Raw genomic sequence first — 24,873 nt, 5'->3', positions numbered from 1 at the left:
GTTCTAGATGTTGCACTTCACTGACCTGCGCTTTACCCAGCTTCACGAGAGGACTAGCTTCGCGATGACGACAGTCGAGGTACCGCACAGCTCGCGATCGGCGGTACTCACCGTGTCCGGAGTCATCGAAGAGACTTCCGACGCCCGGTCGCTGGTGTTCGAGATTCCCGCAGAACTGAAGGACAAGTTCGACTACAAGCCAGGTCAATTCCTGACCCTGCGCATCCCGAGTGATCAGACCGGCTCGGTCGCACGCTGCTACTCGCTGGCCAGTTCACCCTTCACCGACGACGCCCCCAAGGTGACCGTCAAGCGAACCGTCGACGGCTACGGCTCCAACTGGTTGTGCGACAAGCTCCAGGTCGGCGACACCATCGAAGTGCTGCCGCCGTCAGGTGTCTTCACGCCCAAGTCGCTCGATCACGACTTCCTGCTCTTCGGTGCAGGCAGCGGAATCACTCCGGTGATCTCGATCCTCAAGTCCGCCCTCACCCAGGGCAGCGGCAACGTCGTGCTGATCTACGCGAACCGCGACGAGAAGTCCGTCATCTTCGGCGCCGAACTTCGCGAATTGGCAGCGCAACACCCCGGCCGCCTCACCGTTGTCCACTGGATCGAAACCGTGCAGGGACTCCCCGCCGTCTCACAGTTGGCGACACTGGCCAAGCCATTTGTCGCGTACGAGGCCTTCATGTGCGGTCCAGGACCCTTCATGGACGCCGTCCACAAGGCACTGGCAGAGGCCGGCATGCCCCGCACGCAGGTTCACGCCGAGGTCTTCAATTCACTCGCGGGCGACCCGTTCCGTGACGTCGAGGTAGCCGAGGTCTCCGACGAGGAAGCAGCCGACGCCGCAACCGTCGAGGTCGAACTGGACGGTGAAACCCACACCCTCGTCTGGCCGCGCAAGCAGACGCTCGTCGACATCATGCTCGCCAAGGGCCTCGACGTGCCGTACTCCTGCCAGGAAGGCGAGTGCGGGTCGTGTGCCTGCACCGTCACCGAAGGCGAAGTTCAGATGGACAACTCCGAAATCCTCGACGCCGAGGACGTGGCGAACGGCTACATCCTCGGTTGCCAGGCGAAGCCGATCACCGATCACCTGAAGATCGAGTTCTGAACCCTGCCTCGATGCATGACGGCCCCTGATTCCCTGCGGAATCGGGGGCTTTGTCATGTTCGGAGTCTCCCGAGTCATCTTCCGAGTCCCGCCGCGAAACCCACACCGGCGCCGTTGTGGGCAACCGCCACAGCGCAAGAATCAGTGCGAGGGTCACGATCAGGAAACCCTCACGAAGGAGCAACCCGAACGGCAGCAGGAGCGGCGACGTCTCGATGAACTGCTGTCCCATACTCGGCCCGCAGTAGACGATGGCCAACCCCAGAGCGGCCGCACCGAACTGCAGCGGCGATCGAAGCCGAAAGAGAACCGTGACGGCAGCAGGCACGAGATACACCCAGTGGTGAATCCAGCTGATCGGCGAAAGAATCGGCGCGCTCAATCCGATCACCAACGCCGCATCGACCACTCGCCCGACGCGATAGACATCTCGGGCGATCCATAGCGCTACCCCCGCGCACAGCACGGTCGACGGCATCGCCAGAGACGCTGTCCATGGGCCCAGCGCGGCAAGTCCGCCCTGCAGCGAACTGTTGCCGGCACTCGCGATCGCCTGCCCGCTCAAATCCACCCGGTCGCTGAGGTTCCAGACGACGTCCGACCAGAAGGTCCAGCTGACGGCCGGGTCCACCACTGCTGCGACGGCGGTCGCCGCGGCAAATCCGATCGAACTCCAGATCGCGAGTCGCCACTGCTTCGTGACGACGAAGTAGACGATGAAGAGAGCCGGAGTCAGCTTGATCGCGGCCGCGACGCCGATCAGCAGTCCTCGCGGAAACCACCGGCCGAATCTCGAATCCTCTCGGCGAGTCACATCGAGCAGTACGAGCGCCATCAGCACCAAGTTCACCTGGCCGAATGAGATGTGCGCACTGACGATGGGAGTCACCGACACGGCCAGGACCAATGCCGCCATGACGAGCGGCCGCTTGGGGACGCGAGCGGGAGTGAACATCGCAACCGTCCACACCAACGCCGCGATGCACAATCCCGACCACAGCAGATAGGCAGTCCACCAGTCGAAGAGGACAGTCGGCCAGAGGAAGATCACCGCGAACGGGGTGTAGGTGAACGGCATACCCTCGTCGACGATCAACGGGCCGGACAGATTGCCCTCGTAGATGTTCGATCCCGCTGCGAACGCCTGGGCAGCGTAGCGGTAGACGAGAAAATCAACGGGTTCGACGGCTCGAACGGAGTACACGAGATAACACAGAGCTGCGACGCCGGCAGCGATCAGTGAACCGATCGTCACAATTCGAGACGCCTCGACACGGGTGGCGGGCATACCGAGAATCGTCCCACAACCTACCGAGCGGTACTTCGCTAGCGGGCCGCCCGGAAGTGTGCTCGCTCGTCTGCGGTCAGGTGTTCGCACGCGTAGCTCAGTGCCGTGCGTCCCATGTCTGCTGCATTCTTCGCGAGGAAACCGGTCAACAAATCCCGGTCCACCCGCTTGCCCACCTCGCGGAGCATCCAGCCCATCGCTTTCTGGGTCAGGTCTCGTCGATCACCCAGCACCTGCGCGGCAAGCTCGAGCGTGGTCGACCCGTCGCCGCGAGTGATGAATCCGTACGTCGTCAGCAGCGCCACCCGTCGTCGCCACAGGTCACCCGAATCGGAAAGCTCGAAGATCAGCCGGCGATCTCGGTCGTACAGCCAGCCGCCGAGGATCTGTCCGGCGGACGAATCCACGAGATCCCAATTGTTCACCCGCCCGTCCTCGACAGCGCTGAGATAGAAGTCGGCGATGCGGGCGCGACTCTCGTCGTCGAAAAATTTTGGGCGACTGACCTTTTCGAATCGAGCAACCAGGATCAACAGACCGGCCAACCGATGCTCGTGGACGTCGCTGTCGAGAAGGAGGCGTACCTGAGGCAACTCGAGACCGACATGCTTCTTCACCACCGAACGCGTCTTCGGTACTCGCACACCGATGAAGACGTCACCCTCGCCGTACTCCCCCGGCGCTGTCTTGAAGAACTTCTGCAGCTGGACGGCATCCGCGGGATCCGCGAGGTCGGCCAACTGTTCGATCACGTCCTGGGCACTCGATTGCGTCACCCCAGAACCTTCTCACGGGTCGTCTGTGCGGACTCTTCGATTCTCTCAGCGTCCTCACACCGTGTGCCCTGCTCGGCCACAGGTCGGCAGACGACACTCGAGGACAGTCAGTGAAAGGACCACCCATGATCACCGCCGCTATCGCATTCACCACTCTCACCCTCATGGCACTCTCGGGACATATCGCGGCCAGCGCTCCGCGCGGGCTCGTGGCAATCCGGACGAATAGTCACAAATCTTGATATTCGAGCCTCCACATCGCCTCTAACTGCAACGCGAATGCAATTGGCGGAGAGTTGATCTCGATCTGCCGCGGGCGTGTACTACAGGTGGACACACTCTCGTCTTTGGAGGTCTCGTCATGAAGTCGTGGAATCGAATGCAAGATGCCGTCGCGGTGGTTCTCGGCGTCTTTGCGGCTCTCTCGCCGATGTGGCTCGACACCACCGATCGGGCAATGTGGTCACTCGTCGTCCTGGGTGTCCTGGTTGCACTGTCGGGTCTGGCGCACATGGCACGTCCGGACATGGCCATGGCGGATTACGCGATGGGCGTTTTCGGCGTCTTGATGTTCATTTCACCCTGGGTCATGAGCTTCGACGCTCTACGCGGTGCGTCTTGGACGGCCTGGGTGGTCGGGGTCCTGACCGTTGTGGTCGCGGTGAGTGCGATGCCGGTGATGAGTGCGCGGATGCATCACGGGGGTCACGGCGGCGTAGCCGCACATTGACGGAGCGGCGTAGCCGCCCATTGACAGAGCGGAGTAGCTGCCCGTTGATGAATGGCTGAATACAGGTTGGATCAGGCTTTGATCGCGCCCAACAACCGCCCGGCGTCGAAGGCTTCGGCGCTGGGCGGTAGCGCGCCCGGACGACCACTCACGAAAACCTCGACGGTTCCCGATCCTTCACCCGCGTCACCGAGCCCGTCGATCCGCCGCAGGGTCTGTCGTGCAACGGCTTCGGCACTGTCGAAGAGTGTGACGCCGGCGGGTAGCCGCGCTGCGATTTCGTCCGCGAGCAGTGGGTAGTGCGTGCAGCCGAGGACAACGCCGTTGACGTCGTCCGGCGTCCGTGTCACTGCGGATTCGATAGCTGCAAGTGCGGCTGCACGATCACCGAGGTCTATCGAATCGGCCAGGCCGTGGCACGGCACCCCGACGACCTTGGCGCCGTTGCCGAACTGTTCGATCAGATCGGCTTGGTACCGGCTGGCAGTCGTCGCGGCGGTAGCCCAGATCGCCACTGAATCGCACGCGGCGGCCGCGGGCTTGATCGCGGGCACCGTTCCGATGACCGGCACACCCGGCCCGACCAGTTCGCGGACGTGTGGGAGAGCGGTGACGCTCGCGGTATTGCATGGAAGAACGATGACCTGAGCCCCACGATCGAGGCTCCGCCGCACCGCACCGAGTACCCGGTCGACGACCCACGGCTCGGGCTTGGGCCCCCAGGGGGCGCCGTCCGGATCGAGGGACAGCACAAGATCGAGATCCGGGCGCAGGCGTCTGAGCCACGCAGAGGTAGGGAGCAGGCCCAGTCCCGAGTCGATGAGTGCAACGATCACCGCACAAATCTATCGTCTCGGAACCGGTCCTGCCTCATCCGTTCAGGCCGGTGTGGACTCCAACACGTCCGAGATGGGCGTGCCGGCTGCGATCTTCGCGCGCATCTTCATCACAGCTCCCGCGCTACCGCCGCCGACGACAGCTGCCAGCACACCGTCGCGCTCGTAGTATGCGACGAACTTTCGGCCGTCGTCCTTCACGATGTGAACGGTGTCCGTGGGTGCGACGGTCCCCAATGCCTGGATCTTGACGTCGTACTGATCGCTCCAGAAGTACGGAACCTGCGCCGGCGCGTCCGGATCACCCGTTCCGGTGATCGCTCCCGCCAGGATCTTGGCCTGGTCCCCAGCATTGGTCCAGTGTTCGACACGCTTGCGTCGATCTCCGATCTGCCAGGACGCGACGTCGCCGACCGCCCAGACGTGTTCGGTGCTGGTGCGGCCGACGCCGTCGCAGAGCACTCCGTTGTCGAGTTCGATCCCCGAACCGTCGAGCCATCCCGTGACCGGCACCGAACCGACTCCGATCGCGACCACGTCGACCGGGATTTCCGAACCGTCGCTCAAGGTCGCAGCGGCAACCGCTCCGTCGCCGGACAGCGAGGTCAAGCCCGTACCGACTCGGACGTCGATGCCCTCGTTCCGATGCAGACGTTCGACGAGGGCGCCGACGGTGGGGCCGAGCACCGACGCCAGCGGCGTCGGCTGGGGTTCGAGCAACACGACGTCGACGCCGTGAGACTTCATGCTCGCGGCCAGTTCGCAGCCGATGAAGCCGGCCCCGACGATCAGCGCACGCTTACCGGGAGCAAGGTCGGCGCGGAGGGCCAACGCTTCCTCGATGGAGCGCAGAACGTGCACTCCGGACAACTCCGGAAGGCCGGCGATGCGACGCGGAGTCAGTCCGGTCGCGATGACCAACTCGTCGTAGTCCAGGGTGGATCCGTCGGCGAACGCCACCGACTTGGCGACCGTGTCCACCGAGGTTGCCGGCGAACCGAGCTTGAGATCGACCTTGTTCTCGACGTAGAACTCGGCCGGACGCAAGGTCGTCTCGTCCTTGTCGCCGCGGATCACTTCCTTCGACAACGGAGGCCTGTCGTAGGGCAGATGCGTTTCCCCACCCGCGAGCGTCAATTCACCTTCGAAACCAGCTCGTCGCAGTTCCTCGACGGTCCGCAGTCCCGACAAACCCGCACCCACGATCACTATCCGTGCCACCACGTACCACCCTGTCCGACCCACGTCACTTGCAGCGCTCACTATGAACGCCGTCACTATTTGCCTCCGACTCTGCCATACCAAATGCCGGAGTAGGTGTGGTGCATCCCGCATGGTCACCTACCAGTCACTACAGTTGGAGGTACTTCAGACGCACGCACTGACACATGAGCAGGGAGCCCCCATGACCAGCGATTCCAGTGAAAAGAACAGCGTCCGATTCGGCGCCGACGGTGGCGCGGAACTAGTCAGCACCCAGGGTAAGACGATCATCGCCGACGCCGTGGTCGCCAAGATCGCCGGTATCGCGACCCGCGAGATCAACGGCGTGTACGACGTCGGCGGGGGCACAGCGCGTGCGGTGGGGGCACTTCGCGACCGCATACCGGGCGCCCGCGTCAACCATGCCCAGGGCGTGGCGGTGGAGGTAGGCGAGAAACAAGCCGCCATCGACATCGGCATTGTCGCCGAGTACGGCGTCGCACTCCACGAACTGGCGGTAGGTATCCGCCGCAACGTCATTGCCGCAGTGGAAAGCATGACGGGTCTCGAGGTCACCGAGGTCAACATCACCGTCTTCGACGTCATGCTCTTCGAGGATGCAGAGAGCGGCGGCAGTACCGATCCGGAAGCCAAGCCGAGGGTTCAGTGAGTACCGCCGACGCCGGCCGCGAGATCGACGCGGCCGAGGTAGTCGCCGACGCGGTTCTTGCCATCCCGGAAGTGGCAGATCTGCACGGAGGACAGTTCGGCGAAGTGGGAACCTACCTCCCCGGACGCCGCATCACCGGCGTCGTCGTCGACGAAAACTCCTGTGCTGTACACATTTCCGTTCACTATCCGGCAGACGTTCGCAGCGTCGCCGAACGCGTACGAGCGGTGGTGGCGAGATTGGTCGACGTACCGGTGAATGTGACCGTCGGCGACCTGTCGACAGCGGGATATCTACCCGTTGATTCCGAAAATGCAGTCACCGAGCCTGCCACCGTCACAGACATTGCACCGAACATTCGAGAAGGGAACTGACATGAACAGCACCACCGTCGGACTGCTGGTCGGTCTGCTCCTCGCACTCGCCGGAATCATGGGTGGGTTCAGCGGTTTCGTCTTCGCAGTCCTGCTCGGCGCCGCCGGTATGGCGATCGGAGCACACCGCGACGGACATCTCGACCTCGGCGCGATCCTCCGAAGCCGTGGCCGTGGCTGAGTCGTCCGATCCCAGCGCAGCGGACGATCCTGGCCTACGCGGCTCCTTGGTCATCAAGGACCGTGCGATGGCCAAGATCGCCACGGCCGCAGCGGTGAACGTCCCGGGGGTGGTCCGCCAGTCCGGTGGCTTGACCCGCCTGACCGGACGCGACCTTCCGCGAGCCGACATCTCGATGGGTAGCGACGCCGTCGCGATCAATCTCTTCCTCGCCGTGTCCTGGCCGTGTTCGGTCACCGAGTTGACCGGCCGGGTGCGAACGGAAGTCGGACGCAGCGTCGAATCGCTGACCGGGCTTCCACTCCACGACATGAACGTGATGATCGCGGCAACCGAGGGTTCTGACGACTCCTGTGTTTCCGGCGTCGAGATCGCGGAGGGCCCGGCACAGCAGGCACTCTCGGATCCGATTCCGCCGCGGGTCCCCTCTGCGAACCCGGCGGCCGCGGTTTCGGCCGTCGTCATCGCGTGTGGTCTACTCGCACTCGCCTTCGTCGTCTCGCGCGAATGGTTCATCAACCGTGGAACTTTCGAATCGGCGCCCTGGATCCGAAACTCCGTGGAGTGGACGTCTCGCCTGCACTGGCAACCGTGGCTGCTTCCGGTGGCGATCGCTGCCGTTGTCGCGGGTGTTGTCCTGATAATGTCGGCGATCAAACGCCGTGCGAAAACCCATGTCCCACTCGGGAACCCGAGCGCATCGACGGTGTGGATGCGGCCGACTGACATTGCACGTCTGTGCAGTAGCCACGCAGCGGTCGTTCCCGGCGTCGGCTCGGCTCACACCAGCGTCGACCGTAAACACGTCAAGGTCCACATCGAATCGACCGGTGGCGATCGAGCTGAACTTGCCGCAGCCGTCGACGCGGCGGTTCGGCCCCACCTCGCGATACTGCAGCGGCCACTGCAACTTTCGGTTGTCGTGCGAGAAACTGTAGTACGACGAAAGGACGCCTCGTGAACCGTTGGATCTCCGCGGTCGATCGGATCATCGTCCTCATCGTCGGAATCGCACTCCTCGCGGCGGGCGCATACGCCATCGCGTGGGACGCGGGCGCGTCGCTGATTCGAACCTGGGTGTCACGCCTCGATCGGGAGGTCCTCTTCGGCCTTCCGGAGGAGCCGTGGTGGCACTGGGTACTGTCGGGCACCTTCGTCCTCTGTGTCTTCGCCGGTTTCGGGCTGTTGTACCTGAACCTTCGCCGGCGCCGCACAAGCGCAGTCACATTGCGGCACAACGAATCCGGTACCGACGTCAGCGTGGATCTCGGACCCGTCGCAGACGGCGTAGCGGCCGAACTCGCTCAGCTGACCGGCGTGCGGAGCACCAAGAGCAAAGCGACGGTCGATCGCGGACTGCCGACGCTGTCGATTGTCGTCACTGCAGATCCGTCGATCGACGTCGCCGGATTCACCGCTTCGGCCGAACGTATCGCCGGCGCAACCAGGCGCAGCCTGGACGGCTCAACCGTCGCAGTACAGGTTCTGCTGCACCTCGACCGGGTGGAAGCCAACAAGTAAGTAAGAACCACGCAGGCACCCGATCACCGAACACTCGATCACAGGCCACCCGATGGAAGACACAGAAAAGGCGCTCACTCCCCGAAGGGAATGAGCGCCTTTTTCAGTGCTGTGAATCAGCTAGCGAGACAAGAGTCTCACTTGATGATCTTGGCAACCTTGCCGGCGCCGACCGTACGGCCGCCTTCGCGAATTGCGAAGCGCAGGCCCTCGTCCATGGCGACAGGCTGGATCAGCTTGACGGACATCTCGGTGTTGTCACCGGGCATGACCATCTCGGTGCCCTCAGGCAGCGTCACGACGCCCGTAACGTCCGTGGTACGGAAGTAGAACTGCGGGCGGTAGTTGTTGAAGAACGGGGTGTGGCGGCCGCCCTCGTCCTTCGACAGGATGTATGCCTGGCCCTCGAACTCCGTGTGGGGAGTCGTGGTGCCCGGCTTGACGACAACCTGTCCACGCTCGACATCTTCGCGCTTGATGCCACGAACGAGCAGTCCGACGTTGTCGCCGGCCTGGCCCGAGTCGAGCAGCTTGCGGAACATCTCGATACCCGTGACCGTGGTCTTGGTCGAGGTTTCCTTGATGCCGACGATCTCGACCTCTTCGTTGACGTTGACAACGCCACGCTCGATACGACCGGTGACAACGGTGCCACGGCCGGTGATCGTGAAGACGTCCTCGACGGGCATGAGGAAGGGCTTCTCGGTCTCACGAATCGGGTCCGGGATGGACTCGTCGACAGCAGCCATCAGGTCGAGAATGGACTGCGTCCACTTCGGGTCACCCTCGAGTGCCTTGAGTGCCGAGATCGGAATGACGGGGGCTTCCTCGTCGAATTCCTGAGCGGCCAGCAGTTCGCGGACCTCCATCTCGACGAGCTCGAGGATCTCGTCGTCGTCAACCATGTCGGCCTTGTTCAGGGCGACGAGGATGTAAGGAACGCCAACCTGGCGAGCGAGCAGGACATGCTCGCGCGTCTGGGGCATCGGGCCGTCGGTAGCTGCGACGACGAGAATAGCGCCGTCCATCTGAGCTGCGCCGGTGATCATGTTCTTGATGTAGTCGGCGTGACCCGGTGCATCGACGTGCGCGTAGTGGCGCTTTTCCGTCTGGTACTCAACATGCGAGATGTTGATCGTGATGCCACGAGCCTTTTCCTCGGGAGCCTTGTCGATCTGATCGAAGGCCGAAGCCTCGTTCAGGTCGGGGAATGCATCCGCGAGAACCTTGGTGATGGCCGCCGTCGTCGTGGTCTTGCCGTGGTCGACGTGACCAATGGTGCCGATGTTCACGTGCGGCTTCGTCCGCTCGAACTTCGCCTTCGCCACTTTGTGTCCTCCTGGACTGTTGTTGCTTGCCGTATGCAGCAGTGCGGTTGGTTGTTACTAGGTCGTGCTTCGTGCCGGAAGAAACCGAGGTTACTTGCCGGCGCGGGCTGGGGAGCTCGCTGTGCTTACTCGCCCGTCGCCTTGGCGATGATTTCCTTCGAGACGTTCGCGGGAACCTCTGCGTAGGAATCGAACACCATGGAGAAGTTCGCTCGGCCCTGGGTCTTCGACCGCAGGTCACCGATGTAACCGAACATCTCCGAGAGCGGAACCAGCGCCTTCACGACACGGGCACCACTGCGTTCCTCCATGGCCTGGATCTGGCCACGGCGGGAGTTGAGGTCGCCGATCACGTCGCCCATGTACTCCTCGGGCGTTGTGACCTCGACAGCCATGAGCGGCTCGAGAATGACGGGGCCGGCCTTGCGGGCGGCTTCCTTCAGTGCCTGCGAACCGGCAACCTTGAACGCCATTTCCGAGGAGTCGACGTCGTGGTAAGCACCATCGAGCAGCGACAGCTTCAGGTTCACGAGCGGGTAGCCGGCGAGAACACCGTACTGCATCGCGTCCTGCGCACCGGCATCCACGGAGGGGATGTACTCGCGCGGGATACGTCCGCCGGAGACCTTGTTCTCGAACTCGTAGGTAGCACCGTCTTCGCCCACGAAAGGCTCCAGAGCGATGATGACCTTTGCGAACTGGCCCGAGCCACCCGTCTGCTTCTTGTGGGTGTAGTCGTGCTTCTCGACCTTCTTGGTGATGGTCTCGCGGTACGCAACCTGCGGCTTACCGACGTTCGCCTCGACCTTGAACTCGCGACGCATGCGGTCGACGAGGATGTCGAGGTGGAGCTCGCCCATACCGCCGATGACGGTCTGACCGGTCTCTTCGTCGAGTTCGACCGAGAAGGTCGGGTCCTCTTCGGCGAGCTTCTGGATCGCGACGCCCAGCTTTTCCTGGTCGGACTTGGTCTTGGGCTCGATGGAGACCTGGATGACCGGCGCGGGGAACGACATCGACTCGAGGACGATGGGGCTCGCCTGATCGCACAAGGTGTCACCGGTGGTGGTGTCCTTGAGGCCGATCATTGCGTAGATGTGGCCGGCTACGGCCTCGTCTACCGGGTTCTCCTTGTTGGCGTGCATCTGGAAGAGCTTTCCGATGCGCTCCTTCTTGCCCTTGGTTGCGTTGAGCACCTGAGCACCCGGATCGATACGACCCGAGTACACGCGGACGAAGGTCAGCTTGCCGAAGAACGGGTGAGCAGCGATCTTGAAGGCGAGAGCCGAGAACGGCTCGTCCTTGCTCGGCTTGCGAGTGATCTCTACTTCTTCGTCACCGAGCTTGTGGCCGATGACCTCGCCGATGTCCAGCGGGTTCGGAAGGTAGTCGATGACAGCGTCGAGCATGGGCTGAACGCCCTTGTTCTTGAACGCAGAGCCACAGAGAACCGGGTACAGCTCGGAGGCGACCGTCATCTTGCGGATGGCGCCCTTGATCTCCTCGATGGTGAGCTCTTCGCCGCCGAAGTACTTCTCCATGAGAGCTTCGTCGGACTCTGCAACCGTCTCGAGCAGCTTCTCGCGGTACTCGGCAGCCTTCTCGACGAGATCCGCGGGGATCTCCTCGATGGTCGGAGCGGTTCCCGTCGGGACCACGCCGCGCCAGGTGATGGCCTTCATCTCGACCAGGTCGACGACGCCGTCGAAGTCGTCCTCAGCGCCGATGGGCAGCTGGAGAACGAGCGGCTTCGCGCCCAAGCGGTCGATGATGGTCTGGACTGTGAAGTAGAAGTCCGCGCCCATCTTGTCCATCTTGTTGACGAAGCAGATGCGCGGAACGTCGTACTTGGCAGCCTGACGCCAAACCTGCTCGGACTGCGGCTCGACACCCTCTTTACCGTCGAAGACAGCAACTGCGCCGTCGAGCACGCGCAGCGACCGCTCCACCTCGACCGTGAAGTCGACGTGGCCGGGGGTGTCGATGATGTTGATCTGGTTGTTGTTCCAGAAGCAAGTCACGGCGGCAGACGTGATCGTGATGCCGCGTTCCTTCTCCTGCTCCATCCAGTCCGTCGTCGACGCACCGTCGTGCGTCTCACCGATCTTGTAATTGACACCGGTGTAGAACAGGATGCGCTCGGTGGTGGTGGTCTTGCCGGCATCGATGTGCGCCATGATGCCGATGTTGCGGACCTTGTTCAGGTCAGTCAGCACTTCCTGTGCCACAGGTTTCTTCCCCGCTCGTTGCTTGGTTTTCGGGTGTCGGCCTTATCGGTGTGTTCCACCGTCAGGGCCATGGTCTTTCAATTATGTCTCTGCCGAGGCGAACCTGGCCACCTGCGTCCGGAATCCGTCGCGATGATCAGGCCGCCAACGGCGACAAGCGTCGGAGCCCCACCCGATGGCAGTTGCTCCGACGCTTTACATCACCAGCGGTAGTGGGCGAATGCCTTGTTGGCTTCGGCCATCTTGTGAGTGTCTTCGCGACGCTTCACAGCTGCACCGAGGCCATTGCTGGCATCGAGGAGCTCGTTGGCGAGACGCTCGACCATGGTCTTCTCACGACGTGCACGCGAGAAGGTGACCAGCCAGCGCAGTGCCAGCGTGGTGGAACGACCGGGGCGAACCTCGACCGGCACCTGGTAGGTAGCGCCACCGACGCGGCGGCTACGAACCTCGAGTGCAGGCTTGACGTTGTCCAGGGCGCGCTTGAGGGTGACGACCGGATCGGTGCCGGTCTTCTCGCGTGCCTGCTCGAGAGCCTGGTACACGATTCGCTCTGCGGTGGACTTCTTGCCGTCCAGCAGGATCTTGTTGACGAGCTGCGTCACCAACGGGGAACCGTAAACCGGGTCGTTGATGAGCGGGCGCTTCGGAGCGGGGCCCTTACGTGGCATTAGCTCTTCTCCTTCTTGGCGCCGTAGCGGCTGCGTGCCTGCTTGCGACCCTTGACACCCTGGGTGTCGAGGGAGCCGCGGATGATCTTGTAACGGACACCCGGGAGGTCCTTCACACGACCGCCACGGACGAGCACCATGGAGTGCTCCTGAAGGTTGTGACCTTCACCGGGGATGTACGCGGTGACCTCGACCGAAGTCGTGAGGCGAACACGTGCGACCTTACGGAGCGCGGAGTTCGGCTTCTTGGGGGTGGTGGTGTACACGCGAGTGCACACGCCACGACGCTGCGGGCTGCCCTTGAGGGCTGCCGTCTTGACCTTGGCGGTCTTGTCGCGGCGACCCTTGCGGACCAGCTGGTTGATGGTTGGCATTTACCGGCTTTCTTGTGACGAACAGACTGCTCGAGCGAACTCGGGCCGTTCGAAAACGTGGCTGTTCTGAAATTAGGGATCTAGCAGTTGGAGCAAGAGAGCTGCTGCTCCTCACCCACCTCAGAGTCTGTACTCAGCACTTTCATGCCGCGCACTGCCCCCGAGGTCGGGCGTGTCGCATACCCCCACACAGGCAGCCGGATGCTCGTTCATCAGCAGTTTCTGCTCGAACGCGCGCACGGCAATACCTAGCTAGGCACACAGATCGGCCCGGGCATGCCGGACACGACCCATAACGATACCTGTCGGCGCGCCACGAGGTCAAAGCGAGGCCACGGTGATAGTGACCTCACGCTCTGACCAGACACTCTGGCTGCACACTCAGACCACGCAGCCGGACCGGTCGCGATCAGATGCTGCGGTTCAACGTCAACGCGCCGAGCTTTGCCGCAGCCTCGCACGGATCCGCGCCGCCTTGCGGCTCGGTGACCCACCAACCGAACACTCCCCCGGCCGGTGCGCTCGCGCTCACCCCGCAGCTCTGCGGATCGGCCGGCTGGCGAACCTGGTACCCGCCACTGCCGTTGATGTCGATTTTCGCCACCACGTATCCCAGGTGCTCGAATGCAGCGCGCTCGTGATCGAGGGTGCCCGTCTCGAACCAGTTGAAGGTGATCTTGATCGGACCCGCGGCTCCGATGCCGTCCCAACGGCAGATAGCGCCGAAGAACCCACGCCCGACGGCGTCGGCACCCACGGCACCGGCGATCTGCTCGTCGGTGACGGCTTCGCATTCTTGGAGGACGTTCGCGAATTCCTGGCTGTCACTACCGCCGTAGCTGCCCTCCGCACGAGGAGTCCCGGTGACCACCGAGCCGCAGCCTGTCAGCAGAACCAGCGACCCCGCCAAGGCGAGTCCGATCCTTATGCGCTTCACGGCGCCCTCGAACTTCACTGTGCCCTCGAAACTGTTTTTTCCATCAGATCCCGCGCCACCGTGCATGGATCCGCGGTCGGTGGCAGCAAACCGTAGGTGATCGACCAGTGCACGAAGTCTCCGCCGAACGCGATACCCAACTCGCACAACGAACCTGCGGTGGACGCGATGAAGCCCTGGTGTCCACCGATCGTGATGTCGTCGGCAGGACGTCCGAGCAGGTCGGACCCGGCCCGTTCGCGGCCGATCGGGCTACCGCGGTACCAGGAGAAACTGACGCTCGGACCGTTCGAACCGGCGACTTCCCACTGGCACCCGACGCCGTTGCGCGTCGTCGTTGCAAAAGCGCCGAGATTGAAGGCGTTGACAACTTCCTCGTCGGTCACCGAGCCGCATTCGGCGAACATCGGGCCCGGATCCGTAGGTGCGAGTGCCTGCGAACCCGCACCGTCGCCCGGCTGATCGACGGACCCGTCGCCGGAGCTGCAGCCGACCACGGCCGAGAGCACGGCAGCCGAGACCAATACCGAAGTCCCGATCGAAGTGAGAGTGCGTGCGGCCATGGAGCCGACTGTACTTCTCGGTGGCCCCCGACACACGCCACGTGCGCGTCGAGAGCACCGGCGCCGGCCCCGCCGCTACCGATTCAGGGAGTTGCCACCGGTACCCGAACAAGTGTGGAATCCAATTGCGCCGCCCACTGTTTGACCACCTCGGTGCGTCGGCGCGAGTCATCTGTCAAGACATCAGCCAGCCCCAGCCCGCGGGCCAGGTCCAGGGTCGCCTGTACCAAGCGGTGCGTCACCGGGTCGGAGTCGTCGACACCCAGACTCTCGACGGCCATGCGGTGCGCGATGCGCCCGAATCGTTCCTCGAGGGGCAGTACGCGGGCACGCAGGTCGGGGTCGGAGGCAGCGGCCGTCCACACCTGCAGTGCTGCTTTGAACAGAGTCCCGGTGTAGTACTCCACCAACCGCGAAATGATCGCCTCGGTTCGTCCGGCACCCACCGGAAGGTCGGTCGATTCCTTTCGTGCCTGATCCATCCGGGCGTCGAACATCACCTCGAGCGCCGCGGTGATGAGGTCCTCGCGGGTCGGGAAGTGATGCTGCATCGCGCCTCTGGACACCCCGGCACGCTGCGCGACGACGCTCATCGTCGTTGCGCTCCACCCGAGTTCGGCGAGACACTCCACAGTCACTTCGAGCAGGTGGGAGCGCGTGACTCGACTTCGGTCCTGCTTGGGCTCTCGAGTCATCGCGCCGCCATCCCTTCTACTTCTGTGTTCCAGCGCTTCTGTGTCCCAGCTGCGCAGTTTCTACTGCGCCCAGGCCGCTGGACGCTTCTGCAAGAAAGACATCATGCCCTCACGAGCCTCGTCAGAGGAAAACAGCCGAGCCGACTGCGCGATCATCTCCTCGCCGTCCCGGTCGAATCCAGCCAGGACCGAACGCGTCGTGATCCACTTCGATTCGGCAAGTCCCTGCGGTGAACATTGGCGCAAGGTGCCGAGCAGTTCGGTGATCGACTCCTCCGTGTCCTGCGACGCGGAGGTGACGAGTCCGATGGATTCGGCCTCGTGCTGGCCGAACTTCTCGCCGGTGAGCAGATAGCGGCTCGCAGATCGCTGGTCGAGCCTCGGCAGGACCGTGAGCGAGATGATGGACGCCGCCAAACCCAACCGTGATTCCGTCACCGCGAAGGTGCTCGCCGGTCCGGCGACGACGATGTCGCACGCCCCGACAAGACCCATGCCTCCGGCCCGGACGTGACCGTCGATCCGCCCGATCACCGGCTTGGGAAGCTCGAGAATGCTGCGCAAGAGTGTCAGCATCCCCCGTCCTCGCTCCTTGACGGCGTCCTCCGGTGATGCGGACGAACCGGAGGCCTCACTCAGATCGGCTCCCGCACAGAATGTTCCACCGGTGTGGGTGAGTACCACCGCTCGAACTGCCGGATCGGCGGCAGCCGCCGTCAACCCAGCCTGCAACTCCGTGACCAACCGCGTCGAAATCGCGTTGCGGTTGTGGGGTGAGTCGAGAGTGATCGTGGCAGCACCGCCCGATACTTCGTACCGTACGTATGGCTTGTCCTGATCCGTCATGAGTCGCCTCTTCCTAGTAGGACCGTGGCAGACCGAGGGAATGCTGTGAGACGAAGTTGAGGATCATCTCGCGGCTCACCGGCGCGACACGGGCGATACGAGCCGCACCGAGCATGGCGGCCAGTCCGTATTCCTTCGTCAGTCCTGCGCCGCCATGCGTCTGGATCGCCTGATCGAGCGCCTTGATGCTGGCTTCGGCGGCGGCGTACTTTGCCATGTTCGCGGCTTCGGCAGCACCGAAATCGTCACCGCTGTCGTAGAGCACCGCGGCCTTCTGCATCATCAGCTTGGCGAGCTCGAGTTCGATCTTCACCTGCGCGAGTGGATGCGAAATACCTTGGTGCGCACCGATCGGCGTCTTCCACACCGTGCGCTCGTTGGCGAACTTCACTGCGGCGTTCAGGGCGTAACGGCCCATGCCGATGGCCATCGACGCACCCAGGATGCGCTCGGGGTTGAGGCCGGCGAACAACTGCATCAAGGCGGCATCGGCTTCGCCGACCAGAGCGTCGGCCGGCAGACGGACGTCGTCGAGGAAGAGGATGAACTGGTGGTCCGGTTCGATGATGTCCATCTCCATCTGCGTCTTCACGAATCCGGGAGAATCCGTGGGGACGATGAACAGAGCGGGCTTGAGCTTGCCCGTCTTGGAGTCCTCGGTCCGCGCAACGACGAGGACCGCGTCAGCCTGATCGACACCCGAGATGTAGATCTTGTTGCCGCTCAGGATCCAGTCGTCGCCATCCCTGCGTGCCGTCGTGGTGATCTGATGAGAGTTGGAACCAGCGTCGGCCTCGGTGATTCCGAACGCCATGATCTTGGAGCCGTCGGCGAGGCTGGGTAGCCACTGCTGCTTCTGCTCCGCCGTGCCGTACTTGCCGATGATGGTGCCGCAGATGGCCGGGGATACGACAACCAGGAGCAGACCGGCACCCTGCGCCGCCAATTCCTCCTGCACCAGCGCGAGTTCGTAGATGCCTGCACCGCCGCCGCCGTATTCCTCCGGCAGGTTGACGCCCAGGAATCCGAGTTTGCCCGCCTCGTTCCACAATTCGGTGAGCGGCTCCCCCTTTCGCGCCTTGGGCAGCACGTAGTCGACGTAGTTGAAGCGCTCACCCAGTTTGGAAACGGATGCCCGCAGTTCCTTCTGCTCTTCGGTTTCGATGAAACTCATCATGCTTCCTCTTCTGTAGCGGGTTCTTCCACACGTGCGAGTACCGATCCGACCTCGACCTGCTGGCCGACGGCGACCGGAAGTTCCACCAGGACACCGGCAGTCGGCGCGGTGACGGTGTGTTCCATCTTCATGGCCTCCAGCCACAGAATCGGCTGGCCGGCGGTGACGGTGTCACCGAGTGCGGCACCGAGGCGGATGACCGATCCCGGCATCGGAGCGAGCAACGAACCGGCGGCGACTTCTGCCGACGGATCCACGAAGCGCGGTGCTGCCGTCAACGCGACGGGTCCGAGCGAGGAGTCGACAAAAATCTCACTCCCGTAGGCCGCAACGTCGAACGAGCGCTGTACTCCGCTCTGCTCGAGCACTACCCGGGTCGCAGTTGCCGATACCAGGCGCACGTCGTCGAAGCCTTCTGCACTCAGCACGCCGCTTCGGCTCAGGGAGTAGCGGACGTCGTAGTCGCCCGACGCAGTGGAATAGCTCTTGCTCTGCGGCTGCGACGGGAGGTTGCGCCACCCGCTGGGCAAGCGGCCGATGACGCGGGCCGACGCCCGGTTGTGCGCGGCATCGGCAAGTGCCGCCGCCAGCGCCGAGAGTCTTTCGGCGTCGGTATCGGCCAAGGGCGTAGACAGCTTCTCGAGGTCGTGAGTCTCGAAGAAGGCAGTGTCGGTGTCTCCGGCAATGAAGGCGGGGTGGGCCAGGACGTTGACGAGCAGGTCGCGGTTGGTGCGCAGCCCGTGAATCCTGGTGCGCGCCAGCGTCGATGCGAGCAGCCGGGCAGCTGCGGTCCGCGTCGGCGCGTACGAGATGACCTTGGCCAACATCGGGTCGTAGTGGACGCCGACAACACTGCCGTCGACGACGCCGGAGTCGAGGCGAACGCCCTGCTCACGCAGAACACTGAATTCTTGCGGGTCACCGGGCAACTCGATGTGGTGGACGGTTCCGCTCTGCGGCTGCCAGTTCTTGGCGGGGTCCTCGGCGTACAGGCGCACTTCGATCGAATGCCCCCGGATCTCCGGCTGATCGTCCGGAAGTGCTTCACCTGAAGCGACCTGCAATTGCAGTTCCACCAGATCGAGTCCAGTGGTGCACTCGGTGACCGGATGCTCCACCTGCAAACGCGTGTTCATTTCGAGGAAGAAGAAGTCGCCTTTTTCGTCAGCCAGGAATTCAACGGTTCCTGCCCCCTCGTAACCGATGGCGTTGGCTGCGAGCCGCGAGGCGTCGAACAGCTTGTCGCGCATGGCGGGGATGCGTTGCACGAGCGGCGACGGGGCCTCTTCGACCACCTTCTGATGCCGACGCTGGATCGAGCACTCGCGCTCCCCCACCGCCCACACCGCACCGTGGCGGTCGGCCATGACCTGAACCTCGATGTGCCGACCGGTCTCGAGGTAACGCTCACAGAAGACTGTCGGGTCGCCGAAAGCGGACTGCGCCTCACGCCGCGCCGCTTCCAGTTCGCCGTCCAGCGCCGACAATTCACGAACGACACGCATTCCGCGTCCGCCGCCGCCCGCCGACGCCTTGATCAGCACCGGCAGATGAGCCTCGGTCACCGCGGCGGGATCGAGTTCGGAGAGCACCGGCACTCCGGCGGCGTCCATGATCTTCTTGGACTCGACCTTCGACCCCATGAGCTCGATGGATTCGACGGGCGGGCCGATCCACGTCAGTCCCGCGTCGATGACGCTGCGCGCGAACTCCGCGTTCTCGGAGAGGAATCCGTATCCGGGGTGAATCGCGTCGGCGCCCGAAGCCTTGGCGGCGGCGATGACGAGCTCACCCCGCAAGTAGGTCTCGGCAGGCGTGTTACCCGGCAGGCGAACCGAAGCATCGGCTTCGGCGACGTGCGGGCTGTCGGCATCTGCGTCGGAAAATACCGCGACCGTGCCGATTCCGTTCTTGCGGCAGGTTGCAAAGACACGGCGGGCGATTTCGCCACGATTGGCGACCAGTACTGAAGTGATTGTCACGGCGTGCCTCACATACGGAAGACGCCGAAGTTCTCGGTGCCTTCGATCGGGGCGGTGGCGATGGCCGACAGGCACATTCCCACCACGGTGCGGGTGTCTCGGGGATCGATGACGCCGTCGTCGTACAGACGACCCGACAGGAACATCGGAAGTGACTCGGCCTCGATCTGGTTCTCGATCATCGCGCGCATGCCGGCGTCGGCCTGCTCGTCGAAGACCTGGCCGCGGGCCTCGGCAGCAGCGCGTCCCACGATGGAGATGACGCCGGCGAGCTGCGCACCGCCCATGACGGCGGACTTGGAACTGGGCCAGGCAAAGAGGAATCGCGGATCGAACGCCCGTCCGCACATGCCGTAGTGACCGGCGCCGTACGACGCTCCGAGCAGGATCGAGATGTGCGGAACCTTGGAGTTGGCAACCGCATTGATCATCATCGATCCGTGCTTGATCATGCCGCCCTCCTCGTATTCCTTACCCACCATGTAGCCGGTGGTGTTGTGCAGGAACAGCAACGGCGTGTTGGAACGATTGGCGAGCTGGATGAACTGCGTGGCCTTCTGTGATTCCTCACTGAAGAGCACTCCACGTGCGTTCGCCAGGATGCCGATCGGGTAGCCGTTGAGCTCTGCCCACCCGGTCACGAGGGAGGAACCGTAGAGCGGCTTGAACTCGTCGAAGTCGGAACCGTCGACGATACGGGCGATGACCTCACGCGGATCGAACGGGATCTTCAGGTCGGCCGGAACGATGCCGAGCAACTCTTCCGGATCCTCGAGCGGTTCGATGATCTCCGCGCGCGGCGCCGGCCCCTTCTTGGTCCAGTTGAGCCGCTTGACGATCGAGCGCCCGATGCGGATCGCGTCCTGCTCGTCGGCGGCGAAGTAGTCGGCCAACCCGGACTTGCGAGCGTGCATTTCGGCGCCGCCGAGTGCCTCGTCGTCGGATTCCTCACCGGTGGCCATCTTGACCAGCGGCGGGCCTGCGAGGAACACCTTGGAGCGTTCCTTGATCATCACGACGTGGTCGGACATGCCCGGGATGTACGCACCGCCGGCCGTCGAGTTACCGAAGACCAGTGCAATGGTGGGGATTCCGGCTGCGGACAGCTGAGTGAGGTCACGGAACATACGCCCGCCCGGGATGAACACCTCTTTCTGCGTCGGCAAGTCTGCGCCGCCGGACTCTACGAGGGAGATCACCGGGAGTCGGTTCTGCATGGCGATGTCGTTGGCGCGGAAACCCTTACGCAGCGTCCACGGGTTGCTGGTGCCGCCGCGCACGGTGGGATCGTTGGCGACGATCAGGCATTCGACACCTTCGACGACGCCGATACCGACCACAGTGCTGGCGCCGACCGGGAAGTCACTCCCCCACGCAGCGAGGGGACACAGTTCGAGGAACGGTGAATCCTGATCGAGCAGGAGTTCGATCCGCTCGCGTGCCAGGAGCTTTCCCCGCTTGTGGTGCCGCTCGGTGTACTTCTCGCCGCCACCCGCCAACGCCTTGGCGTGCTCGACCTCGATCTCGGCGAGCTTGGTATTCATGGTCGAAGTTGCGGTCTTGTACACCTCGGAATTGGTGTCCAGTGTTGACCGGATGACACTCATGACTGATACCCCAATCGCTTGGCCGCGAGGCCGGTGAGGATTTCGGTGGTTCCGCCACCGATTCCCAGAATTCGCATGTCCCGGTACTGCCTCTCCACTTCGCTTTCCTGCATGTATCCGAGGCCGCCGAACAGCTGAACAGCTTGGTTCGCAACCCATTCGCCCGTCTCGACTGCCGTGTTCTTCGCAAAGCACACCTCGGCGATCAGATCGCCGTCACCGGCCATGTACCGCTCGATCACCGAGTGCGTGTACACCTTGGCGACGTCGATCTTGCGGGCCATCTCGGTGACGGTGTTCTGGACGGCCTGCCGACTGATCAGGGGGCGACCGAAAGTCTCACGGACGCGGCACCATTCGAGCGTCAGCTCCAGGCAACGTTCTGCACTGGCATACGCCTGCGCGGCGAGCGCTACCCGCTCGGAGACAAATGCCTGGGCGATCTGCGCGAAGCCGCTGTTCTCTGCACCGACCAGATTCTCCACCGGAACCCGGGCGTCGACAAAGGAGAGTTCCGCGGTATCGGATGCGCGCCAGCCCATCTTCTCGAGTTTGCGCGAGACGGTGAAACCCGGTGTGCCCTTCTCGATCACGAGCAGTGAGACACCACCCGCGCCGGGACCACCGGTGCGCACCGCTGTAACGACGAAGTCCGCTCGAACGCCGGAGGTGATGAACGTCTTGGCGCCGTTCACGACGTAATGATCGCCGTCGCGCTTGGCTGTAGTTGTCAGGTGCCCGACGTCGCTGCCTCCGCCGGGCTCGGTGATGGCGAGCGAGCCGATCTTGTCGCCGCGCAGGGTCGGCTTGACCCACTTCTCGATCTGCGCCTCGTCGCCGGCCGCGATCAGGTGCGGCACCGCGATGCCGCAGGTGAAGAGCGATGCGAACAGCCCGCCCGACGCACCTGCCTGATGCATCTCCTCACAGATCACGATGGAGTCGACGGCGTCGCCGCCCTCACCACCGGCCGATTCGGGTGCGCTGGCCCCGAGGAGTCCGAGAGCGCCTGCCTTGCGGTGCAATTCGCGCGGAATCTCGCCGTCTCGCTCCCACTGCGTCAGATGCGGCAGAATCTCCTGGTTCACGAATCCGCGTACGGTCTCGCGAAGCGCAAGCCTTTCCGGTGTGGTCCACACGGTCACCGTGAATCCTCTTTCTCGTCAGTTACGGGGAGTAGCGAAATCGGGATGTCGATGTGGCGCGAACGCAGCCATTCACCAATTCCCTTGGCCTGCGGATCGAACCGCGCCTGCGAGGCGACGCCCTGACCGAGAATTCCCTCGATCACGAAGTTGACGGCACGAAGGTGCGGAAGCTGGTAGCGAGTGACGTTCAGGTCTGCTGCTTCCGGTAGCAGTTCCTTGAGCATCTCGACGGTCAGTGTGTGCGCCAACCACTTCCACTGATCGTCCGTGCGAACCCAGACGCCGACGTTGGCATTTCCGCCCTTGTCGCCGCTACGGGCACCGGCGATCGTGCCGAGTGGTACTGAAAGCGACGTCTGTGGCGGCAACGGCTCCGGACGCTCCGGTTCGCCGACGGGTTCGAGGTCCTGCGTCAACGTGGACGGAGCGATGTCCACGCGCGTGCCGTCCGGCAGTACGGCCACGTGCGGCACCGATCCCGCGTCGACGTAGCCGGGGGTGAACACTCCGTACGGTTGGCCGTTGCTCGGCGGAGCCGTCAGCGAGAAGCCGGGGTAGCTGGCAAGTGCCATTTCCACCGCAACCGCGGAGAAAGGGCGACCGATCACCTTGGGGTCGGAATCGCGAACCACGCAGCGCAGCAACGCACTCGCGGTTTCCTCGGTGTCGGAATCCGGATGATCCGTGCGAGCGAGAGTCCAGACCAGTTCGGCGGGCTTCTTCGTCAGCCAGGATTCGAGCTGAGTCTTCGCCAGATCGGCCTTGGCCTCGATGTCGAGACCCGTGAGGATGAAGGTGGCCTCGTTACGGAACCCGGCCAGCGTGTTCAGGGAGACCTTGTACTGCGGCGGCGGAGCCTCGCCCGTGACGCCGCTGATCAACACCCGGTCCGGGCCTTCCTGGGTGAGCACTGCGTTGTCGATGCGGGTCGTCACGTCCGGGCCTGCGTAGCGTCCACCGGTGATCTCGTACAGCAGCTGCGCCGTCACCGTGCCGACGCTCACCTCGCCGTCCGTTCCGGCGTGCTTGGTGATGACCGAAGATCCGTCCGCGTTGATCTCGGCGATCGGGAAGCCAGGCCGGCCCAGATTGGGAATCTCTGTGAAGAACGCGTAGTTGCCGCCGGTGGCCTGGGTTCCGCACTCGATGACGTGGCCCGCCGCGACAGCACCGGCAAGCTGATCGAAATCATCTCGCTTCCAACCGAAATGGTGAGCGGCCGGACCGACGATCACCGACGCATCGGTGACCCGTCCGGTGACCACGACATCGGCGTCGGCCGACAATGCTTCGACGATGCCCCAGGCGCCGAGGTACGCGTTGGCCGTCAGTGGGGAGCCGAGTCCGAGTTCGTCTGCCCGAGAGATCAAATCGTCGCCCTCGACGTGGGCGATCTTTGCGTTCAACCCCAGCTTGGTGTTGACCTCGCGCAACGCGTCGGCCAGTCCGGCGGGATTGAGACCGCCTGCATTCGCGACGATCTTCACCCCCTTGTCGAGCGCAAGGCCGAGCGTGTCCTCCACCTGCCGCAGGAACGTCTTCGCGTAGCCGAGCGACGGGTCCTTCATCCGATCCCGCCCGAGGATCAACATCGTCAGTTCGGCCAGGTAGTCGCCGGTCAGGTAGTCGAGTTCGCCGCCCTCGAGCATCTCGCGCATCGCCGAGACGCGGTCGCCGTAGAACCCGGAGCAGTTACCGATCCGTACCGAACTCATTTGCCCACCTTCGATGCTCGTCCCTCACCGCTGGATCCGACGGCGGCTCGTCCCTCACCGCTGGGTCCGGCAAAGGCCTGCGCGAACCCGAGCCACTCGTCCGCATCGGCACCCACGGCGACCAGATCGAGATCGGCGCGATTGGCGCGCTGGGTAACCAGCAGGCAGAAGTCCAACGCCGGCCCGGTGACCTTCTGCGGTGCATCTTCCGGCCCCCAGGTCCAGAGCGACCCGTCCGGCGCGGTCAACTCAACCCGGAAATCGTCGGCGGGCGGCGTTTTCTCGTTGACCGAGTACGCGAAGTTTCGCGTCCGCACACCCAGGTGAGCGATGTTCTTGATGCGCGCCGTCGGAGCGCGTTCGACGCCGAGTGCGTCGGCAACGTCCTGCCCGTGCGCCCACGTCTCCATCAGTCGCGCGGTAGCCATGGAGACACCGCCCATGGGCGGGCCGTACCAGGGGAACTTGGTTCCGGCCGGGGCGGCGGTGAGCGCCTCGACGAGAGCGGTGCGCCCCGCTCGCCAATCGGCGAGCAACTCCGCCGGCTGGCGGGCCGCCTGTTCGGCAGCACCGTCGTCGACAAACCCTGCCGGGTTCACGAACGCCGCCTTCAACTGCTCCGCGAACCCGTCCGGGTCGGTGATCGCCAGGATCGCTGCACTGTCCGTCCAGTGCAGGTGCCCGATCTGATGTGCGATGGTCCACCCTTCCGCAGGCGTCATTGTCGCCCACTTCTCCTCGGGCAGATCCGCAACCAGGGCGTCGAGGCTCTCGCCTTCGGCCCGCAAGTCATCGATGAACGTCTGAAGTTCGGCCATGCGACCAGCATCACATCCACATCCATAAAAATCAAGCACGAATGATTGTTATTGCGAAATCCTGTGGTGAGAGACTGAGTTCAAC

25 protein-coding genes are annotated in these 24,873 nt (G+C 63.7%); 7 read left to right on the top strand and 18 right to left on the bottom strand.

The features are described 5' to 3' along the window. Positions 1-64: 64 nt before the first annotated feature. Positions 65-1,120, top strand: a complete 1,056-nt coding sequence (locus RHP72_RS09050) for a ferredoxin--NADP reductase (protein ID WP_003941851.1) — start codon at positions 65-67, stop codon at positions 1,118-1,120. On the opposite strand, the gene RHP72_RS09045 is transcribed toward RHP72_RS09050, so the two are convergent. Together RHP72_RS09045 and RHP72_RS09040 are read right to left on the bottom strand one after the other, a co-directional pair. After that, entirely contained in the window at positions 1,092-2,408 is a 1,317-nt protein-coding gene (locus RHP72_RS09045; protein ID WP_311094577.1) for a glycosyltransferase 87 family protein, read from the bottom strand. The two genes, RHP72_RS09050 and RHP72_RS09045, sit on opposite strands and share 29 nt — an antisense overlap. A gap of 38 nt (positions 2,409-2,446) precedes the next feature. Further along, entirely contained in the window at positions 2,447-3,184 is a 738-nt protein-coding gene (locus tag RHP72_RS09040; protein WP_058038130.1) for a DNA alkylation repair protein, read from the bottom strand. A 361-nt stretch (positions 3,185-3,545) separates the two neighbouring features. On the opposite strand from RHP72_RS09040, the gene RHP72_RS09035 reads away from it, so the two are divergent. Continuing rightward, positions 3,546-3,914, top strand: coding sequence for an SPW repeat protein (locus RHP72_RS09035; RefSeq protein WP_003941901.1), 369 nt, complete (start codon positions 3,546-3,548; stop codon positions 3,912-3,914). A gap of 71 nt (positions 3,915-3,985) precedes the next feature. On the opposite strand, the gene RHP72_RS09030 is transcribed toward RHP72_RS09035, so the two are convergent. Next, on the bottom strand, positions 3,986-4,750 hold the full coding sequence (locus RHP72_RS09030) for a glutamate racemase (RefSeq protein ID WP_070162580.1): 765 nt from the start codon (positions 4,748-4,750) through the stop codon (positions 3,986-3,988). A 42-nt stretch (positions 4,751-4,792) separates the two neighbouring features. Further along, entirely contained in the window at positions 4,793-5,971 is a 1,179-nt protein-coding gene (locus RHP72_RS09025; RefSeq protein ID WP_238592553.1) for an NAD(P)/FAD-dependent oxidoreductase, read from the bottom strand. Between the two features lie 184 nt (positions 5,972-6,155). Here RHP72_RS09025 and RHP72_RS09020 point away from each other — a divergent pair, with 184 nt between their 5' ends. From RHP72_RS09020 to RHP72_RS09000, 5 genes are read left to right on the top strand one after another with little or no spacing between them, the layout of a single operon-like run. Next, positions 6,156-6,623 carry an Asp23/Gls24 family envelope stress response protein gene (locus RHP72_RS09020; protein ID WP_003941912.1) on the top strand — a complete coding sequence of 156 codons (468 nt, stop codon included), beginning with the start codon at positions 6,156-6,158 and terminating at the stop codon, positions 6,621-6,623. Then, the gene (locus tag RHP72_RS09015) at positions 6,620-6,997 is read left to right on the top strand and encodes a hypothetical protein (protein WP_003941945.1); all 378 of its coding nucleotides are present in this window, start codon (positions 6,620-6,622) and stop codon (positions 6,995-6,997) included. The genes RHP72_RS09020 and RHP72_RS09015 overlap by 4 nt, the downstream gene beginning before the upstream one ends. Position 6,998: 1 nt before the next feature. Then, on the top strand, positions 6,999-7,178 hold the full coding sequence (locus RHP72_RS09010; RefSeq protein WP_003942043.1) for a hypothetical protein: 180 nt from the start codon (positions 6,999-7,001) through the stop codon (positions 7,176-7,178). Beyond that, positions 7,165-8,139 carry an Asp23/Gls24 family envelope stress response protein gene (locus tag RHP72_RS09005; protein ID WP_397517610.1) on the top strand — a complete coding sequence of 325 codons (975 nt, stop codon included), beginning with the start codon at positions 7,165-7,167 and terminating at the stop codon, positions 8,137-8,139. The genes RHP72_RS09010 and RHP72_RS09005 overlap by 14 nt, the downstream gene beginning before the upstream one ends. Further along, a complete protein-coding gene (locus RHP72_RS09000) occupies positions 8,136-8,699 on the top strand; it encodes a hypothetical protein (RefSeq protein WP_003942084.1) in 564 nt (187 codons plus the stop codon). Before RHP72_RS09005 ends, RHP72_RS09000 begins: the two co-directional genes overlap by 4 nt. 137 nt (positions 8,700-8,836) lie before the next feature. Here RHP72_RS09000 and tuf read toward each other — a convergent pair whose 3' ends face one another. The 14 genes from tuf to RHP72_RS08930 all read right to left on the bottom strand — a co-directional run bounded on the left by tuf (position 8,837) and on the right by RHP72_RS08930 (position 24,788). Next, positions 8,837-10,027: an elongation factor Tu gene (tuf, locus tag RHP72_RS08995; RefSeq protein ID WP_003941926.1), complete on the bottom strand. Its 1,191-nt coding sequence runs from the start codon at positions 10,025-10,027 to the stop codon at positions 8,837-8,839. Between the two features lie 125 nt (positions 10,028-10,152). Continuing rightward, entirely contained in the window at positions 10,153-12,255 is a 2,103-nt protein-coding gene (gene fusA, locus RHP72_RS08990) for an elongation factor G (RefSeq protein ID WP_007728394.1), read from the bottom strand. Between the two features lie 200 nt (positions 12,256-12,455). Beyond that, the gene (rpsG, locus tag RHP72_RS08985) at positions 12,456-12,926 is read right to left on the bottom strand and encodes a 30S ribosomal protein S7 (RefSeq protein ID WP_003941856.1); all 471 of its coding nucleotides are present in this window, start codon (positions 12,924-12,926) and stop codon (positions 12,456-12,458) included. Continuing rightward, a complete protein-coding gene (rpsL, locus tag RHP72_RS08980; protein WP_003941908.1) occupies positions 12,926-13,300 on the bottom strand; it encodes a 30S ribosomal protein S12 in 375 nt (124 codons plus the stop codon). The genes rpsG and rpsL overlap by 1 nt, the downstream gene beginning before the upstream one ends. 409 nt (positions 13,301-13,709) lie before the next feature. Further along, on the bottom strand, positions 13,710-14,255 hold the full coding sequence (locus tag RHP72_RS08975; protein WP_003942022.1) for a DUF3558 domain-containing protein: 546 nt from the start codon (positions 14,253-14,255) through the stop codon (positions 13,710-13,712). Further along, on the bottom strand, positions 14,252-14,800 hold the full coding sequence (locus tag RHP72_RS08970; protein WP_003941874.1) for a DUF3558 domain-containing protein: 549 nt from the start codon (positions 14,798-14,800) through the stop codon (positions 14,252-14,254). The genes RHP72_RS08975 and RHP72_RS08970 overlap by 4 nt, the downstream gene beginning before the upstream one ends. A gap of 83 nt (positions 14,801-14,883) precedes the next feature. Beyond that, positions 14,884-15,495, bottom strand: a complete 612-nt coding sequence (locus RHP72_RS08965; protein ID WP_003942008.1) for a TetR/AcrR family transcriptional regulator — start codon at positions 15,493-15,495, stop codon at positions 14,884-14,886. 60 nt (positions 15,496-15,555) lie between these two features. Further along, positions 15,556-16,341 (bottom strand): enoyl-CoA hydratase family protein, encoded by a 786-nt coding sequence (locus RHP72_RS08960; protein WP_058038134.1) that lies wholly within the window; start codon positions 16,339-16,341, stop codon positions 15,556-15,558. Between the two features lie 13 nt (positions 16,342-16,354). After that, entirely contained in the window at positions 16,355-17,515 is a 1,161-nt protein-coding gene (locus tag RHP72_RS08955) for an acyl-CoA dehydrogenase family protein (RefSeq protein WP_003942033.1), read from the bottom strand. Further along, positions 17,515-19,500: a biotin carboxylase N-terminal domain-containing protein gene (locus RHP72_RS08950; protein WP_050656406.1), complete on the bottom strand. Its 1,986-nt coding sequence runs from the start codon at positions 19,498-19,500 to the stop codon at positions 17,515-17,517. Before RHP72_RS08950 ends, RHP72_RS08955 begins: the two co-directional genes overlap by 1 nt. Before the next feature lie 8 nt (positions 19,501-19,508). Further along, positions 19,509-21,107: an acyl-CoA carboxylase subunit beta gene (locus RHP72_RS08945; RefSeq protein WP_003941989.1), complete on the bottom strand. Its 1,599-nt coding sequence runs from the start codon at positions 21,105-21,107 to the stop codon at positions 19,509-19,511. Continuing rightward, positions 21,104-22,252, bottom strand: coding sequence for an acyl-CoA dehydrogenase family protein (locus tag RHP72_RS08940; RefSeq protein WP_311094573.1), 1,149 nt, complete (start codon positions 22,250-22,252; stop codon positions 21,104-21,106). The genes RHP72_RS08945 and RHP72_RS08940 overlap by 4 nt, the downstream gene beginning before the upstream one ends. Beyond that, a complete protein-coding gene (locus tag RHP72_RS08935) occupies positions 22,249-23,970 on the bottom strand; it encodes an acyclic terpene utilization AtuA family protein (protein ID WP_311094572.1) in 1,722 nt (573 codons plus the stop codon). Before RHP72_RS08935 ends, RHP72_RS08940 begins: the two co-directional genes overlap by 4 nt. Further along, complete coding sequence (locus RHP72_RS08930) at positions 23,967-24,788, bottom strand: TIGR03084 family metal-binding protein (RefSeq protein WP_003941918.1); 822 nt, start codon at positions 24,786-24,788, stop codon at positions 23,967-23,969. Before RHP72_RS08930 ends, RHP72_RS08935 begins: the two co-directional genes overlap by 4 nt. Positions 24,789-24,873 lie beyond the last annotated feature (85 nt).

It is taken from the genome of Rhodococcus sp. SG20037 (assembly GCF_031763325.1).
Lineage (GTDB): Bacteria > Actinomycetota > Actinomycetes > Mycobacteriales > Mycobacteriaceae > Rhodococcus_F > Rhodococcus_F qingshengii.
Note: the sequence above shows the minus strand (reverse complement) of the source record. Positions and strands in the feature narration are given on the sequence as shown.

What these genes read in the sequence shown, in the direction of transcription:
- RHP72_RS09050 (WP_003941851.1), top strand. Translation starts at nt 65, where the DNA reads ATGACGACAGTCGAGGTACCGCACAGCTCGCGATCGGCGGTACTCACC.
- RHP72_RS09045 (WP_311094577.1), bottom strand. Translation starts at nt 2,408, where the DNA reads ATGCCCGCCACCCGTGTCGAGGCGTCTCGAATTGTGACGATCGGTTCA.
- RHP72_RS09035 (WP_003941901.1), top strand. Translation starts at nt 3,546, where the DNA reads ATGAAGTCGTGGAATCGAATGCAAGATGCCGTCGCGGTGGTTCTCGGC.
- RHP72_RS09020 (WP_003941912.1), top strand. Translation starts at nt 6,156, where the DNA reads ATGACCAGCGATTCCAGTGAAAAGAACAGCGTCCGATTCGGCGCCGAC.
- RHP72_RS09010 (WP_003942043.1), top strand. Translation starts at nt 6,999, where the DNA reads ATGAACAGCACCACCGTCGGACTGCTGGTCGGTCTGCTCCTCGCACTC.
- rpsG (WP_003941856.1), bottom strand. Translation starts at nt 12,926, where the DNA reads ATGCCACGTAAGGGCCCCGCTCCGAAGCGCCCGCTCATCAACGACCCG.
- rpsL (WP_003941908.1), bottom strand. Translation starts at nt 13,300, where the DNA reads ATGCCAACCATCAACCAGCTGGTCCGCAAGGGTCGCCGCGACAAGACC.
- RHP72_RS08970 (WP_003941874.1), bottom strand. Translation starts at nt 14,800, where the DNA reads ATGGCCGCACGCACTCTCACTTCGATCGGGACTTCGGTATTGGTCTCG.
- RHP72_RS08965 (WP_003942008.1), bottom strand. Translation starts at nt 15,495, where the DNA reads ATGACTCGAGAGCCCAAGCAGGACCGAAGTCGAGTCACGCGCTCCCAC.
- RHP72_RS08960 (WP_058038134.1), bottom strand. Translation starts at nt 16,341, where the DNA reads ATGACGGATCAGGACAAGCCATACGTACGGTACGAAGTATCGGGCGGT.
- RHP72_RS08955 (WP_003942033.1), bottom strand. Translation starts at nt 17,515, where the DNA reads ATGAGTTTCATCGAAACCGAAGAGCAGAAGGAACTGCGGGCATCCGTT.
- RHP72_RS08945 (WP_003941989.1), bottom strand. Translation starts at nt 21,107, where the DNA reads ATGAGTGTCATCCGGTCAACACTGGACACCAATTCCGAGGTGTACAAG.
- RHP72_RS08935 (WP_311094572.1), bottom strand. Translation starts at nt 23,970, where the DNA reads ATGAGTTCGGTACGGATCGGTAACTGCTCCGGGTTCTACGGCGACCGC.
- RHP72_RS08930 (WP_003941918.1), bottom strand. Translation starts at nt 24,788, where the DNA reads ATGGCCGAACTTCAGACGTTCATCGATGACTTGCGGGCCGAAGGCGAG.